This is a genomic window from Streptomyces sp. 2323.1 (assembly GCF_900221035.1).
GTDB classification, from domain to species: domain Bacteria; phylum Actinomycetota; class Actinomycetes; order Streptomycetales; family Streptomycetaceae; genus Streptomyces; species Streptomyces sioyaensis.
Window position 1 is genome coordinate 1,404,464 of sequence record NZ_LT907981.1, and the last position, 14,432, is coordinate 1,418,895.

11 protein-coding genes are annotated in these 14,432 nt (G+C 73.6%); 5 read left to right on the top strand and 6 right to left on the bottom strand.

Annotation, left to right across the window (positions count from 1 at the left end):
* Positions 1-158: 158 nt before the first annotated feature.
* Positions 159-2,618, bottom strand: a complete 2,460-nt coding sequence (locus CPH93_RS05435) for a SpoIIE family protein phosphatase (protein WP_096212130.1) — start codon at positions 2,616-2,618, stop codon at positions 159-161.
* Between the two features lie 450 nt (positions 2,619-3,068).
* Here CPH93_RS05435 and CPH93_RS05440 point away from each other — a divergent pair, with 450 nt between their 5' ends.
* Together CPH93_RS05440 and CPH93_RS05445 are read left to right on the top strand one after the other, a co-directional pair.
* Positions 3,069-3,545: an SseB family protein gene (locus tag CPH93_RS05440; RefSeq protein ID WP_096212131.1), complete on the top strand. Its 477-nt coding sequence runs from the start codon at positions 3,069-3,071 to the stop codon at positions 3,543-3,545.
* 198 nt (positions 3,546-3,743) lie between these two features.
* Entirely contained in the window at positions 3,744-4,805 is a 1,062-nt protein-coding gene (locus CPH93_RS05445) for a fatty acid desaturase family protein (RefSeq protein WP_096212132.1), read from the top strand.
* Here CPH93_RS05445 and CPH93_RS05450 read toward each other — a convergent pair.
* On the bottom strand, positions 4,735-6,147 hold the full coding sequence (locus CPH93_RS05450) for an amino acid permease (protein WP_093486520.1): 1,413 nt from the start codon (positions 6,145-6,147) through the stop codon (positions 4,735-4,737). The genes CPH93_RS05445 and CPH93_RS05450 overlap by 71 nt on opposite strands.
* Before the next feature lie 85 nt (positions 6,148-6,232).
* Positions 6,233-8,365 carry a phage holin family protein gene (locus CPH93_RS05455; RefSeq protein ID WP_096212133.1) on the bottom strand — a complete coding sequence of 711 codons (2,133 nt, stop codon included), beginning with the start codon at positions 8,363-8,365 and terminating at the stop codon, positions 6,233-6,235.
* A 190-nt stretch (positions 8,366-8,555) separates the two neighbouring features.
* On the opposite strand from CPH93_RS05455, the gene CPH93_RS05460 reads away from it, so the two are divergent.
* Positions 8,556-9,335 carry an MBL fold metallo-hydrolase gene (locus CPH93_RS05460; RefSeq protein ID WP_096212134.1) on the top strand — a complete coding sequence of 260 codons (780 nt, stop codon included), beginning with the start codon at positions 8,556-8,558 and terminating at the stop codon, positions 9,333-9,335.
* Complete coding sequence (locus tag CPH93_RS05465; RefSeq protein WP_096212135.1) at positions 9,332-9,976, top strand: DedA family protein; 645 nt, start codon at positions 9,332-9,334, stop codon at positions 9,974-9,976. Before CPH93_RS05460 ends, CPH93_RS05465 begins: the two co-directional genes overlap by 4 nt.
* An 83-nt stretch (positions 9,977-10,059) precedes the next feature.
* Here the strand turns inward: CPH93_RS05465 and CPH93_RS05470 are convergent, their stop codons facing one another.
* The 3 genes from CPH93_RS05470 to CPH93_RS05480 all read right to left on the bottom strand — a co-directional run bounded on the left by CPH93_RS05470 (position 10,060) and on the right by CPH93_RS05480 (position 12,822).
* Entirely contained in the window at positions 10,060-10,773 is a 714-nt protein-coding gene (locus CPH93_RS05470; RefSeq protein WP_096212136.1) for a hypothetical protein, read from the bottom strand.
* Between the two features lie 239 nt (positions 10,774-11,012).
* The gene (locus CPH93_RS05475) at positions 11,013-12,227 is read right to left on the bottom strand and encodes an aminotransferase class I/II-fold pyridoxal phosphate-dependent enzyme (RefSeq protein ID WP_096212137.1); all 1,215 of its coding nucleotides are present in this window, start codon (positions 12,225-12,227) and stop codon (positions 11,013-11,015) included.
* 124 nt (positions 12,228-12,351) lie between these two features.
* Positions 12,352-12,822: a GNAT family N-acetyltransferase gene (locus CPH93_RS05480; protein WP_096212138.1), complete on the bottom strand. Its 471-nt coding sequence runs from the start codon at positions 12,820-12,822 to the stop codon at positions 12,352-12,354.
* A 118-nt stretch (positions 12,823-12,940) separates the two neighbouring features.
* Between CPH93_RS05480 and CPH93_RS05485 the strand changes: the two genes are divergently transcribed.
* A complete protein-coding gene (locus tag CPH93_RS05485; protein ID WP_096212139.1) occupies positions 12,941-14,422 on the top strand; it encodes a bifunctional phosphatase PAP2/diacylglycerol kinase family protein in 1,482 nt (493 codons plus the stop codon).
* The last annotated feature ends 10 nt before the right edge of the window (positions 14,423-14,432 follow it).

Genomic DNA, 14,432 nt, shown 5'->3' on the forward strand with positions numbered 1-14,432 from the left:
CGTGTCCGAGCGGAGGTTTTCCGTGATGCCACCGTGATGCCACCGGGCTCGTCCTTCCAGCCGGCCGGGCCGGCCAGATCTGCCGCCCCTGATGAGGCGGCCTGCTGTATCACTCGAAAGAACTCGCGAGTCGCATGGGAACGCGGCATCCGCCCCGCTCAGTTCGGAATGCCGATCTCCGCCCAGATCGACTTCCCTCCGGCCCGGTGGCGCGTGCCCCAACGCTCCGCGAACTGGGCGACGAGCAGCAGGCCGCGCCCGCCCTCGTCAAAAGTGCGGGCTCGCCGCATGTGCGGGGCGGTGCTGCTGCCGTCGGAGACTTCGCAGATGAGCACGGTGTCGCGGATCAGGCGCAGCTGAAGGGGCGAGCCGCCGTAGCGGATCGCGTTGGTGACCAGCTCGCTCACCACGAGCTCGGCGGTGAAGGCGACCTCGTCCAGTCCCCAGCCCGTCAGGCGACGGGACACCTCGTCACGGGCACCGGCCACGGCGGACGGGTCCGGAGACAGATCCCAGGTGGCGACCTGGTCGGTGTCAAGGGCTCGGGTGCGTGCGATGAGCAGGGCGACGTCGTCCGACGACTGTGCGGGGAGCAGGTCCTGGAGCAGGTCGTCGCAGGTGACCTCCAGCGAGCGAGCGGGCCGCTCCAGGCTCTGGCGCAGCAGTGCCATGCCCCTGCCGAGGTCGTGATCGGGGACCTCGACGAGGCCGTCCGTGTACAGCACGAGGAGGCTGCCCGGGAGCACTTCCCATTCGACCGCTTCGAAAGGCAGCCCGCCCACTCCCAGCGGAGGGCCCACCGGAAGATCGACGAACTCCGCGGTGCAGTCGGGGGTGACCACGGCGGGCGGGGGATGGCCTGCACCGGCGGCGGTGCAGTGGCGCGAGACCGGGTCGTAGACCAGATACAGACAGGTGGCGATGAGATCGGTGACGACTTCGAGCTCGGGGTCCATGGCGGTGCCCTCCTCCGCCCTGAGGTGGGTGACCAAGTCGTCGAGGTGGACGAGGAGTTCCTCCGGAGGCAGGTCGACGTCCGCCAGAGTGCGTACCGCGGTCCGCAGCCGCCCCATGGTGGCGGAGGCGCGCAGGCCGTGGCCCACCACGTCTCCGACGACCAGGGCGACCCGGCCTCCCGACAGCGGGATCACATCGAACCAGTCGCCTCCCAGCCCGGCCCGGGAACGGGCCGGGAGGTAGCGGTAGGCCACCTCCACCGCCGCCTGGGTGCCGAGCCGCTGCGGAAGCAGACTCTGTTGCAGGGCGAGGGCAGTGGTCCGCTCGCGGGTGAAGCGGCGGGCGTTGTCCACGGCCACGGCAGCGCGTGCGGCGATCTCCTCGGCGAGGAGCAGATCGTCCTCGTCGAAGGGCTCTTGGCGCTGGTGGCGGACGAGCACGGCCACCCCGAGCGTGATGCCGCGGGCGCAGAGCGGGATGACCATGATCGAATGCATCCCCCAGGCGCGCACCTTCGCTGCGCGCTGGGGGTCGGCCACCTGCCAGCTCGCGATGGCTTCGTCCAGGGTGCGGTGCAGCGAGGACCGGCCGGTGACCAGGCAGCGGGCGGGGGGCGAGGATTCCGGGTAGTGGTCCACGTCTCCCGGCTGGATCACCGACTCGGGGGCGTGGGGGAGGACGGACTGCTGGGCGGCGCGGCGCAGGGCGACGGAGCCCTCGGCGGAAGGCCTGGGTTCGACGCCCCGGAACAGCGGATCCAGCAGGTCGACGCTGATGAAGTCGGCGAGCCGGCCCACCGCCACGTCGGCCATCTCCTGGGCCGTGCGCGTCACGTCGAGGGTGCTGCCCACCTGTGTGCTGACGTCGTTCAGCAGGAGCAGCCGCTCTCGGGCCCGGTGCTGGTCGGTGACGTCGAGCGCGATGAGCTGGACGTGTCGCACCTGTCCTGCCGGGTTCCTGAGGGGGGACGCAGTGACGGCCCAGTGCCGTTCGTGGGCTGCGTGCCGTGGCCGGCCGTGCACGTGGAAGCGCTCCGGTTCTCCCGTCAAGAACACCCGGCGCATGCCCTCTTCCACCGTGTTGCAGACGTGGGGAGGCAGGACCTCGGTGACCCGCCGACCGCGCATCTGCTCCTCCGTGAGGCCCAGTTCGACAGCCGCGCCGGCGCTTCCCCGCAGGGCCCGCAAGTCAGCGTCGTAGATCATCAAGGGCAGGTGGCACTGGGCGAACGCTTCCTCTGCCGTCGCCTCGTCCTTGTCTGCCGTCGCCTCGCGCTGATATGGAGGTGGCTCCTGATGCAGAGGTGACGGCTGTGACGGCTCGGCTACGAGGAGCCACTGTGCGTTGCCCTTGCGGTCGAGTGACGCATACGCCCGCAGCTCGGCTTCCATGCGGTGGCCGTCCTGGTGTCGCAGCAGGGTCGTGCCGCTCCACCCGTCGAGAGCCGCGGAAAAGTCCCCCATGGCGTCGGCGTCCCGGCCGAGCAGACGCGCCGCGGGACGCCCTACCACGTCCTCGTACGGGTACCCGAGCAGCCGCTGAGCGCCGGCACTCCACCCCGTCACGATCCCCTGTGCGTCGACGACCGCCGTGGCCGAGGTGGCCGGATCCGGAAGCCGGCCGAAGCCGTCTCCGAGGGGGGTGGCATTACCCATGGCCATTCATCGCCCATCCTGCCCGGACTCTCCAGGCCTGAGGCATAGAGACACAGCAGACGCCGCCAGGCAGCGAAACGTCGAATCCGTCGCGTCGGCACCTTTCCTCACTTGTATCTCTCCTGACACGCAAGCGCAGGTCGGCGGGCGGCGCAGCGGCGGGACGTCGCACCGGGGCTGCCGGACTCGTCGGCTCCGCTGCTGGTGAGAGCTGAGCGGAAGGAGTTCTCCCAGGTCGGAGGCCAGCCGCGGTCCGCACCGGTGCGCTGATCGAGCACGTTGCACAGATCGTGCGGCGGCATAGCCTGGGTGGTATTGGCACGCGTGCCCCGGGCCGAGCCGCTGGGCGGCATCCGGCCCCCGTGTCGCCGGGCAGCATCCGGCGGCGGCTGCGGCACCCGCGTCCCGTCTGCGTCGGGCGGGTGCCGGTGAGCAACGCCGACGAGAGGACACTCCATGAGCAGCTCCAGCCCTGACGAACACGCGCCTCCGACGGAGTCGGCTGCTGCCGAGGGAACCCCGTCCGCGGATGAGGCGGCGGAGACCCAGGCCGCCCTGATCGATCTCGCCACCAGCGTGGCTCTGCTGCCGCAGACGCCACCGGCCGAGGGTGAGGAGGAGCGCCCCGAGGGCACCATCTCCCTGCCGGTGATCGAGCAGGACGGGAATCGCTACGTCCCCGTCTTCACCACCGAGGACGCGCTGCTGGCGGCCGGCGGAGAGCCCGACGCCGCGCTCTGCCTCCCCGTCGTGGAGCTGGCCGCGAACTGGCCGGCGGACGACCTGTGGATGGCGGTCAACCCGTCCACCGAGGAGGGCCTCGTCCTGCCCCCGGACCTGGTACGCGCGCTGCCCGTCTTCAGCCGCCGCAACGGCCAGGCCGAACAGCCGGGCCGGGCCGAGGGCTACGGAGAGGGCGCCGGGGAGTCCTGAGAGGCCGGAGAGACCCCGAGTGGATGATCCGCCGGTACCTCCGAGAGCGGTGACCGGCTGATGGCTGATGGCTGATGAGGCAGCAACTGGCAGGACGCAGGGGTAGAGCCACCACCCCTCTCCGGTACCGCTAACCCCCTCTCTCCCCGGGGGCGGACCGGCTGTCGTAGGCCGGGACGGGTCACAAGACTCGCTGCTATGACGACGAGCCTTGAGAACCGTGAGAAATTTTCCTCCCCCGCCGGCCCAGCGGCCGAGGGCCCCGGCAGTGACTTCGCGCGCCTGTCGCGGCGCATCGCGGCGGCGGGGCTGCTGAAGCGGCGGCCGGGCTATTACGGCGTGCGGCTCTCGTTGGTGAGTGCGGCGTTCGTCGGGGGGTGGGGGGCGTTCTTCGTGGTGGGGGACAGTTGGTGGCAGGCGGGCGTGGCGCTGTTCCTGGCCTTTGTGTTCGGGCAGGTGGCGCTGGTCACCCATGATGTGGCGCATATGCAGGTGTTCCGCGGGCGCCGGCTGAGCGGGGCCGGGGGGCGGCTGTTCGGGAACCTCGGGGTGGGGATGTCGTACGGCTGGTGGATGGGCAAGCACACCCGGCATCACGCCAACCCCAATCATGAGGAGCTGGATCCGGATGTGGCGCCGGACATCCTGGTGTGGTCGCAGGACCAGGCGCGGGCCGCCACGGGGCTGCCCCGGTTCCTCGGGCGCTATCAGGCGCAGCTGTTCTTTCCGCTGCTCACCCTGGAGGGGTTCAATCTGCGGGTGTCGAGCATCCGGGCGCTGCGGTCCCCGACCATGAAGCACTGGGGAAGCGAGGCGGCGCTGTTGCTGGCGCACATCGTGCTCTATCTCAGCGCGCTGTTTCTGGTGCTGTCCCCCGGTAAGGCGCTGGTCTTCCTGCTCGTCCACCAGGCCGCGTTCGGCGTGTATTTGGGCTGTACGTTCGCGCCGAACCACAAGGGGATGCCGACGCTGAAGGGGGACGCCCGCCCGGACTTTCTGCGGCGGCAGGTGCTGACCTCACGCAATGTCCGGGGCGGGCCGCTGACCGATGTGCTGCTCGGCGGGCTCAACTACCAGATCGAGCACCATCTCTTCCCGAGCATGCCCACCCCGCATCTGCGCCGGGCGCAGGTGATCGTGCGGGCGTACTGCGCCGAGATCGGTGTCCCCTATCACGAGACGGGGCTGCTCAGGTCGTACGCGGAAGCGCTGCGTCATCTGCGGCAGGTGGGGGAACCGCTTCGGGCTGCCGGGGAGTAGGCAGTTGTGCCGCGGCCCGGTCGTCCTCCTGCCGGGCCGTGCGCCGGGCCGCCATGACGGCGTAGACGAGGATGCCGGCGAAGAGGAAGAGCACGCCCTGGTAGATCGCGGCGTAGCCGGCGCCGGCGACGAGCCAGAAGGTGAAGCCGAAGGCCGTCAGGGCGAGGGTGAGGTCGCGGGCGAAGCGGGCGGGGCGGACCTGGTCGCGGCGGCCGCTGAGCAGGAAGTAGACCTGGGCGCCGGCGGCGAGGAGGTAGGGCACGGTCGCCGAGAAGGTGGTGATCAGGACGAGGATCTCGAAGACGCCACCGGAGCCGGTCAGGTAGTTGAGCACCGTCAGGGCGCTGGCGAGCACCCCGGCGGCCAGGACGCCGAAGGTCGGCACACCGCGTCGCTTGGTCAGGAACGCGGCGGGGAAGAGCCCGTCCTTGGCGGCGGCGTACGGCGACTGGGCGCTCATCAGGGTCCAGCCGTTGAGCGCGCCGATGATCGAGACGACAGCGGCGAGGGCGACGACGGTGCCGCCCCAGTGGCCGCCGAACATCGCGTTCACCGCGTCGGAGAACGGCGCCTGGGACTTCACCAGCTTGTCGTGGGCGACGGTGCCGAAGACGGCGACGGTGCCCAGGAGGTAGACGACGGCGGAGCCGATGGTGCCGAGGACGGTGGCCCGGCCGACGTTCCGCTCCGGGTCGCGGACCTCGCCCGCGCTCATCGCGGCGGACTCCACGCCCACGTAGGAGTAGAGGAGGATCGCGGCGGCCGCGGACATCCCGCCGAGCGCACTGCCGCTGCCCTCGTGGAACGCACCGAGGTTGTGCGGGTCGAAGAAGAACAGGCCGACGACGGCGATGAAGAGCAGCGGGACGAACTTGAGGACCGTGGAGACCGTCTGGACCAGGCCGACGTAGCGGGTGCCGGCGAAGTTGGCGACGGCCGGCAGCCACAGGGCGATCAGCGCCACCGCGAGGTCGGTGCCCTTCGTCGGGTGGCCGGGCAGCAGGACGTGGACATAGCCGACGGCGGCGACCGCGAGCGCCGCGTTGCTGACCCAGGTCATGGTCCAGTACGACCAGGCGGAGAGGAAGCCGGCGAAGTCGCCGAACGCCTCGCGCGCGTAGACGTAGGGGCCTCCGGTGTCCGGGTGGCGCTCGGCGAGCCGGCCGAAGACCAGGGCGAGGGCGACGGCGCCGACGGTCAGGACGCCGAAGGCGACCAGGCTGACGGTGCCGAACGGCGCCACCGACGCCGGCAGCAGAAAGATGCCACCGCCGATGATGTTGCCCATCACCAGGCAGGTTGCGGTTCCCAGACCGAAGCGGCGGGTGTGCCGGTCGTTCATGTCGTGGCGGGCCTCTCGTCGTGCGCTGTGCACCCGGGGTTACCGAGCGGTGCTCATCGTCCGCGATCGGCGCCGCCCGCCAAAATCAGCGGCTTTTGTCCTGCGGAGGCCGTCCCGGCGGTGAAAAACCTTCGGGCGTGGGCTCGTCGTGCCGCAGTTCGTCCACAGCGGGTCCGAGGGGGAGTTGCGGGCCGTCGGCCTCCGCCAGCCAGCGGCGCAGCACCCGGTGCACCTGTTCGGCGCCGGTCAGCGGCCCGCCGTCGGGGACCGGCGCGGTCAGCTCGGCGGGCCAGAGGAGGAAGGGGTGGCTCTGCGCGCCGCCCAGCCCGCCGTGCGAGCCGATCTGCTCCTCGAAGGCGTGGACCGCGCCGGTCGCCGGATCACAGACCGAGTTGATCATGAGGTCGGCGGTGTGCGGGAAGCGGTCGGTGCGGCGTACGGCGTCGGCCGCGCCGTCGCCGAAGGGGGCGAGGGGGTCGGCGCCGAGGACGCGGCCGGTGTCGAGGTGGTGCTCGGCGCCGGCCGGGCCGAGCACCACGGGGCCGTGGGCGGCTGAGCGGACCAGGACGAAGCCGATGCCGGGGTGCTCGGCGAGGGTGGTCAGCAGGGCGGGGTGGCGGCGGTCGAGTTCCTCGCGGGTGATCCGGCCGGGCACGTCGGGGAAGGACACCAGGCCGAGGTTTCCGGAGGCCAGCACGACCGGGTGGGCGGAGCCCGGCTCCCGGGGCTCCTCGGGTCGCGGCGCGGCCGGCTCTTCGGGGCGGTGCAGCGCGGCCCGCGCCGCCGCCCTGGCCTCGGCACCGCTCGGGCTGCGCCCGGCGCGCCGCGGCACCGGCAGCCCGCACCCGGCACGCACCAGGTCCTGCAGGCTCAGCCCGTAGCGCTCCCGGAACGTCGGGCCGTGGCTCTGGCCGTGGTCGGAGAGCAGCACGATGCGGTACGGGCGCGGGGCGTGCCGGGCGGCCCTGGCGATCAGAGCCAGGGCCCGGTCGAGGCTGCGCAGCACCTGGCGGGCGTCGCGGTGGGCGGGCCCGGAGTGGTGGGCCACTTCGTCATAGGCGACGAGGTCGGCGTAGACGGCGGTGCGGCCGGCGAGCAGGTCGCCGATGACCGCGGCGACCACCACATCGCGTTCGACGACGGTGGCGAAGGCCCGCAGGACGGGGTAGAGGCCGCCGCGTGCGACCCGCGGCACCTCCCCGCGCAGGCGGGAGCGCAGCGACTGGACGATCTCCCGGACGACCTCGGCGACGAAGGAGACGGCGGTGCGGGTCGCGTTGGCCGGATCGGAGAAGTAGGCGAAGTAGCCGGCGCGGGAGCGGTTGTGTCTGCCGCGCCGGGCGGCCACCGACATCACCAGGGCGACCTGGTCGGCGCCGCCGCTGAAGAGGTTGCCGCGGCTGGCGCCGTCGCGGGCGAGCAGCCCGCCGTCGCCGGTGCGCTCGATGGCGCGGCGCTGGAGTGCGGCGGCGCTGCTGGGCCGGTTGCTGACGACGACGGTGCGGGTGTCCTTCTCGTACCAGCGGAAGGCCGGCACGTCCTCGTTGCTGCCGTGCAGCAGGGCGAGCTGGCTGGCGCCGGTCTGGCTGGACCAGTCGGTGCGCCAGGGGGTGAGGCGGTGGCCCTCGCGCCGCCAGCGGGCGACGGTCTCCATCAGTGGCCTCTCGCCCCCGGTGGCCTCGCACAGCAGGTCGTGGCCCAGGCCGTCGAGCTGGAGGAAGAGCGTGCCGGGGGTGGCCGGGCCGCGGGCGCGGCGGCCGTGACGGCGCCCGGCCAGCCGGACCAGTCGGCGGTGGTAGGCCTCGTCGTTGCGGACCGCGAGGAAGGCGGAGGTGGCCGAGGAGGCCGCGGACATCACGGCCGCGACGATCACCGCGGTCTGGGGTGCGGCCTGCCCCCGGCCCTCGGGGATCAGATCGAGGGCGAGCAGCAGCAGGGACCCGTTGAGGAAGAAGACCAGCAGGCCGAGGACGAGCGCCGGCACCAGCAGCAGGGCGCGCACGAGCAGCGGCCACACCACCGCGCTGAGCAGGCCGAACGCACCGGCGCCCAGGGCCGCGGTGACGGCGGTGCCGGTGAGGCTGTCGCCGTTCGCGGACTGCAGATGGAAGTCGGGCAGCAGGGCGGCGAGGACGAGCAGGGTGAGGCTGGACACCAGCCAGACCGCGAGCACCCGGAACAGGGCGCCGCTGAGGGAGGTCCACCGTGGAATCCGCACGCCGCTCCCACCTCACGCTCCGGCCCGCACCGGCCGTACGGACGTGCTGACCAGCGTGGCACACCCGGCCGCCCCCGGCCCCGGGCCGCTCGCCCCGTCCCCGGCACCCGCTTTCCCGGCCGGATGGTGGACGATCGGAAGGAGCGCCCCCGAGGCGGGCGGTGCGGCGCGTCGGGACGGGAGGTGCGCGGTGTCGGTGCGGGTCACCTGGTGGGGGCATGCCACCGTGACGGTCGAGGACTCCGGGGTGCGGGTGCTGACGGACCCGCTGTTCGTACGCCGGCTGGCACATCTGCGGCGCCGGCGGGGCGCGCTGCCGCTGCCGGAGGCCGCCCGGGCCGATCTCGTCCTGGTCTCCCATCTGCACGCCGACCATCTGCACCCCGCCTCGCTGGCCCACCTCGCGCCGGGGACCCGGCTGGTGGTGCCGCGCGGGGCGACGGCCGCGGTGCCGGGGCTGCGCCGGGTGGCGGCGGCCCGTGCGCTGCGGATCACCGAGCTGCGGGCGGGCGAGGAGTGCCCGGCCGGTGCGGTGACGGTACGGGCGGTGCCGGCGGCGCACGACGGGCGGCGGCTGCCCTGCGGCAGGCGCGGGGTGCCGGCGCTCGGCTATGTCATACACGGCGCGGCACGCACGTACTTCGCGGGCGACACCGGCCTGTTCGAGGAGATGGCGGACGAGGTCGGCCCCTGCGAGGTGGCGCTGCTGCCGGTGGGCGGCTGGGGGCCGTTCCTCGGGCACGGGCATCTCGACGCCCGGCGGGCGGCGCAGGCAGCGGCGCGGCTGGCGCCGTGCAGCGCGGTCCCGGTGCACTACGGCACGTACTGGCCGATCGGGATGGACGCCGTACGGCCGCATGAATTCCATGCGCCGGGCCAGGAGTTCGAGCGGCTGATGGCGACGGTGGCGCCGGGGGTGCGGGTGCACCGGCTCGGGCACGGTGAGTCGGTACGGCCGAAGGTCGGGTGAGGACGCTGCTGGGTGAGCTGGTGCAGAGCGTGCCGCCGGAGTCGACGCAGCAGACGGTGGGGCTTCCGTCGCTGTTCCTGCTGGTGGTGATCGGGTCGCTGGTGCCCGTGGTGCCGACGGGGGCGGTGGTCAGCTCGGCGGCGGTGGTGGCCTTCCACCACACCTCGCCGTTCGCGCTGCTGCTGGTCTTCGCGGTGTCGTCGCTGGCCGCGTTCCTCGGCGATGTCGGGCTGTACTGGCTCGGGCGGCGCGGCACCACCTCCCCGGGCGGCTCGCGCTGGCTGGCGCGGCTGCGGGCCCGGGCCGCGCCGGAGCGGCTGGCCCGGGCGCAGGACGGGCTGCGGAAGCACGGGGTCCTGGTGCTGGTGCTGTCGCGACTGGTGCCGGCCGGACGGATCCCCGTCATGCTGGCGTGTCTGCTCTCGGCGATGCCGCTGCGACGGTTCGTCCGCGGCGATATCGCGGCGTGTCTGGCCTGGGCGGCGGCGTACCAGCTCATCGGGCTGCTGAGCGGCTCGCTGTTCGGCGAGCCGTGGCAGGGCGTGGTCCTCGCGGTCGCCCTGACGCTGCTGATCGCTGCGGCGCCGGCGATCCGACGGCGCCTCGGGCGGGCCGGAAGGGATGGCGGGGCCCGTCTCTGAGCCCTCCAGGGACACTCGATGCTTCCGCCACTGCGGCGGTGGAGCCGCCGGAGACAGCTCCACCGCCGCGGCCGGGCGGGCATTTACTCGTGGGCGCTGATCACACCGCCGCTGCTGAGCACGATGTTGATGCCGTTGGCGTCGAGCCCGACGTCGTGCTGGTTCGTCTCCAGCGTGGCGGCCACGCCGTCGTGGCCGATGATCTGCGCGCGGTACCGCAGCTCGCCGACCTTCGTGACCTTGGCCGTCCAGCCACCCGCGAGCGTGAAGGTGCCCGGGCCCTGGTGCCCGCCGCCCATCCAGGAATGGACCTGACCGTCCAGCGTGAGCGTGACGAACATGTCGTTGGCGTCGAGCCCGTCGTCGTGCCCCTTCGTCTCCATCGTGGCCAGGACCGAACCGCGGGCGACGATCTTGGCGCGGTAATGCTGGTCGCCGAGCTGGTAGATCTCGGCCTTGCTGATGCCGTCCGCCAGGCGCTGGGTGCGGACCGGGGATGCGGCCTTGGCCGCGGCCGCGTGCGCGCTGCCCGGCTGCTTGCCCGTGGTGCCCGTCTTGGCGTCGGCCTTGGCACCAGCGCTCGCCTGGGCGTCGGTGCCCGGTAATCCGGCGGAGGAGCCCGCGCCGCTCAACTCCACGGCGGCCTTCGCCGCCTCCGAGTGGCTCGCGGGCTTCGCGTCGGCGGCGTCCGAGCCGGAGCAGGCGGTCAGGGTAAGGGCGGCGGCCGCGGTCAGGGCCGCGGCGGCCACGCGCAGGGTGCGGCGACGAGCGGTGCGGACAGTGGTGCTGGAGTTCATGTCGGGTCCCCCGGGTCGGTCGGTGTCGTTGTCTCTCGGTACGTCACCCACTCTGATCGGGGCCACTAGCGTGAAGCTGTCGCTCCGCTAACACCCGGCTAACACGGTGTCAGGAGTGCAAGGACGCCAAGGAGATCCCGAAGGGCCAGGCACGGCCGCCTGGTTCACGGCTCTTCGATATTCGAGCCCGTACTGGACAGGACCCGGGCCTCGCACCGGACCCGGCCGGGCAGCGGCCGTCAGCCGTCCGTGGCGGAGGTGAGTCCGGTCAGCGCCCGGGACAGCCCGGTCAACGCCTCGGTGAGGTGCCCGAGTTCCAGCGGATCGGGCGCGTCCAGGGTGCGTTGCCGCAGCTCCCGGTCGGCGCCGAGCAGGGCCTCAGCACTCAGGCGCACCCGCAGGGCGCCCGGCGCATCGCCGAAGCGGTATCCGCCGCGGGCCCCCCATGGCGCCAACTTCCGCTCCAGCGCATGGGATTCCACGATGCCGCGGGCGGCCAGCGGCCGGCGCAGCGGTTCGAGGTCGGCGTAGAGATGGCTGCCGGAGTGCGGCGGACGGCAGACCGCACCGGCTTCGGTGACGGTGTGGTGGAGCGCCGCGGCGAGGGTGCCGTACACCCGGGCCACGGTGGCCACCCTGGCGCGCAGCGCGTCGGGTTCGCCGAGGGCATGGGTGACGGCGCAGCCGAGCGGCCCCGGAAGCGGGGCACCCACCGCGGTGAGCGCGTCCAGCGCGGCGGCCCGCAGGACGGTGCCACGGTCGGTGTCGGGGAAGCGGGCGAGCGCGGCGGGCCAGGAGGCGGGCACCAGCGTGGCCCGCAGGTCGGTGAGGACCACGACCTCGTCGGGCAGCATCTCGGCGGGGCTGAGCAGCACGGTGTCGTGCGGATCGTGCAGCAGATCGCGGCGGGTCTCGTCGCTGACGATCCACAGGCCCTCTCCCGCCGCCGCCTCACAGACCTCGTGGAGCTGTTCGGGGGCGGGGCAGGTGCCGGTCGGGTCGTCGGCGACGGACAGGACCAGCAGGCGCGGGGTGTCGCCGTGCATCCGGGCCCGGCGGACGGTCTCCAGCAGCGCGAACGGGTCGGGCACGCCGCCCGATTCGGCCGGTACGGGCGCGAGGTGCACCGGTCGCCCGAGCAGGTGGGCCGGCGGCGCGTACCACTCGGCGCAGGGCCGCGGCAGCACCACCGCCCCGTCGGCGGCGGCGTACAGCGCGAGCAGCAGGGCCGGCGCCCCGGGCGCGGCGAGGACCCGGTCGGGCGTGGTGACCAGGCCGCGGCGTTCCCAGTAGCCGCAGGCGGCGGTGCGCAGCGGGGCTGCGCCGCCCGGGGGGTCGGCCTCGGTGCGGTCGGCGGCCGCGGAGAGGTGGGCGGCGAGGTCCGGGAGGACCGGCAGGCCCACCGGCGGATCCGGGTCCGGTTCCGGCCGCGGGTCCGGGGCGGTCCGCTGCATCCGTACCTCCACTCCGCAACGGCGGGTCGATGGTGGGCCCGTCGCAGAACGGGCGGCCCGTCCACCTTGGCAGATCACGGGGGTGGCGACGGGACGACACGTCAGCGGAGGGCGGCACCGGCTCTCAGGAGGGTGGGACCGGCGCTCCCTGCGCCGGGCGGGCCGCCGGCGCCTCATAGCGGTGCACCGTCACCACCTCCCCCGGTCCCCATTCCTGCCGCTCGGTGCCGCGGCGGAGCCAGCCCAGCCGCTCGTAGAGGGCGATGGCCGCGGTGTCGGTGGTCTTCACCTCCAGTACGGGGCGCAGTCCGCGGGCCGTCGCCGCCGCCTCGACGGTGTGCAGCAGGCGCCGGCCGAGACCCGCGCCGCGGGCGCCGGGCGCGACGAAGAGCCGGCTGATCTCGCGCCCGCACAGCGCGGCATGGCCGACGACCGTGCCGTCCACCTCGGCGACCCAGGCGGCATTCAGCCCGTCGGGGGTCAGCCAGCGCACCGGGTCAGCGGGCCACTGGTGCGGGTAGCCGCCGTGGGTGTGCACCTCGGCCAGGACGGCCGCACAGGCGTCGAGGTCGGCGTCGTACCGTCTCCTGATCATCCGGGCATCGAAGCACGGTCCGCACCTGCCCGGAACCCGCCGGCCCGGCCGCGACGCTCCGGCGGCACCTGCCGCGGGTTCCGGCCTGTTCCGGCCGGTCCGGGGTACAAGGTGGCGCATGCGAACGCGACTGAGCCGACTCGACCGGCGGACCTTCAACCTGATTGCCACGCGCGAGTGGCCGGGCGCCCAGCGGGTGCTGCCCCGGCTGACCCGGAGCGCCAACCACGGGCTGCTGTGGCTGGGGCTGGCGGCCGGGGCGGCCGCGGTGGGCGGCCGTCCGGTGCGCCGGGCCGCGCTGCGCGGCGTGGCCTCCCTGGCCGTGGCGTCGGCGACGGTGAACACGCTCGGCAAGCGCTCCGTACGGCGTCAGCGCCCGGTGCTGGACACGGTGCCGGTGATACGGCAGTTGCACCGTCAGCCGATCACCTCCTCCTTCCCGTCCGGGCACGCGGCCTCGGCCGTGGCCTTTGCGACCGGTGTCGCCTTCGAGAACAAGTGGTGGGGTCTGGCGCTGGCGCCGGTCGCCGCGTCGGTGGCGTTCTCCCGCGTCTATACGGGGGTGCACTATCCGGGTGATGTGCTGGCGGGTGCCGCGCTGGGGGCGGGGGCGGCGCTCGCGGTCCGCGGTTTCGCCCCGACCCGCGCCCAGCTGGCGCCGCCCGCCCGACCCCGCGCCGAGGCCCCCGCGCTGCCGGGCGGCCGCGGGCTGGTCGTGGTGGCGAACCAGGGCGCGGGCCAGCGCACCGGTCCTGCCCCGGACCGGGTCGGCGAGGTGCGCCGGGTGCTGCCGGAGGCCGAGGTGACGGTGTGCGGAGGGCCGGACGGGGAGCCGCTGGACAAGGCCCTGGACGAGGCCGCGGAGCGGGCCAGGGCGCTGGGCGGGGCGCTGGGGGTGGTCGGCGGGGACGGCACCGTCAACGCGGCGGCGACGGTCGCGGCGCGGCACGGGCTGCCGCTCGCGGTGCTGCCCGGCGGCACCCTGAACCACTTCGCCTACGACCTGGGGATCGAGACCTATGCGGCGGCGGCACGCGCGGTGGAGAGCGGTGAGGCCGTGGCCGTGGACGTGGCGCGCTTCCGGTCCGGGCCGCATCTGGAGGGGCATCAGTTCCTCAACACCTTCTCGATCGGCGCCTATCCGGAGCTGGTGCGGATCCGCGAGCGGTGGGCGGGCCGGATCGGCGCCTGGCCGGCCGGGATCCTGGCGGCGTGGGAGGTGCTGCGCACCGCCGCGCCGCTGACCCTGCGGATCAATGGCGAGCGGCGGGCGGTCTGGCTGCTGTTCGTCGGCAACTGCCAGTACCGCGGGCTGGGGTTCGCACCGGTGCGGCGGCACGATCTGGCGGACGGGGTGCTCGACGTACGGGTGGTGCACGGCGGCCGGCTGGCCCGCACCCGGCTGCTCGCCGCGGCGTTGATGGGCACCCCGCGCAGCTCTCCGGTGCTCGGTGAGGCGCGTCTGTCGCGGCTGCGGATCAGTGACGTCCCCGAGGGTACGCAGCTGGCGTTCGACGGTGAAGTGGCGCCCGCTCCAAGCGAGTTGACGCTGGAGAAGCAGCGCGAGGCGCTGACGGTCTACCGCCTGCTGCCCGAATAGTGAGATCAGA

Coding starts and splice junctions, on each gene's coding strand:
- CPH93_RS05475 (WP_096212137.1), bottom strand. CDS start 12,227: ATGCAGCGGACCGCCCCGGACCCGCGGCCGGAACCGGACCCGGATCCG.
- CPH93_RS05470 (WP_096212136.1), bottom strand. CDS start 10,773: ATGAACTCCAGCACCACTGTCCGCACCGCTCGTCGCCGCACCCTGCGC.
- CPH93_RS05445 (WP_096212132.1), top strand. CDS start 3,744: ATGACGACGAGCCTTGAGAACCGTGAGAAATTTTCCTCCCCCGCCGGC.
- CPH93_RS05440 (WP_096212131.1), top strand. CDS start 3,069: ATGAGCAGCTCCAGCCCTGACGAACACGCGCCTCCGACGGAGTCGGCT.
- CPH93_RS05450 (WP_093486520.1), bottom strand. CDS start 6,147: ATGAACGACCGGCACACCCGCCGCTTCGGTCTGGGAACCGCAACCTGC.
- CPH93_RS05480 (WP_096212138.1), bottom strand. CDS start 12,822: ATGATCAGGAGACGGTACGACGCCGACCTCGACGCCTGTGCGGCCGTC.
- CPH93_RS05435 (WP_096212130.1), bottom strand. CDS start 2,618: ATGGCCATGGGTAATGCCACCCCCCTCGGAGACGGCTTCGGCCGGCTT.
- CPH93_RS05485 (WP_096212139.1), top strand. CDS start 12,941: ATGCGAACGCGACTGAGCCGACTCGACCGGCGGACCTTCAACCTGATT.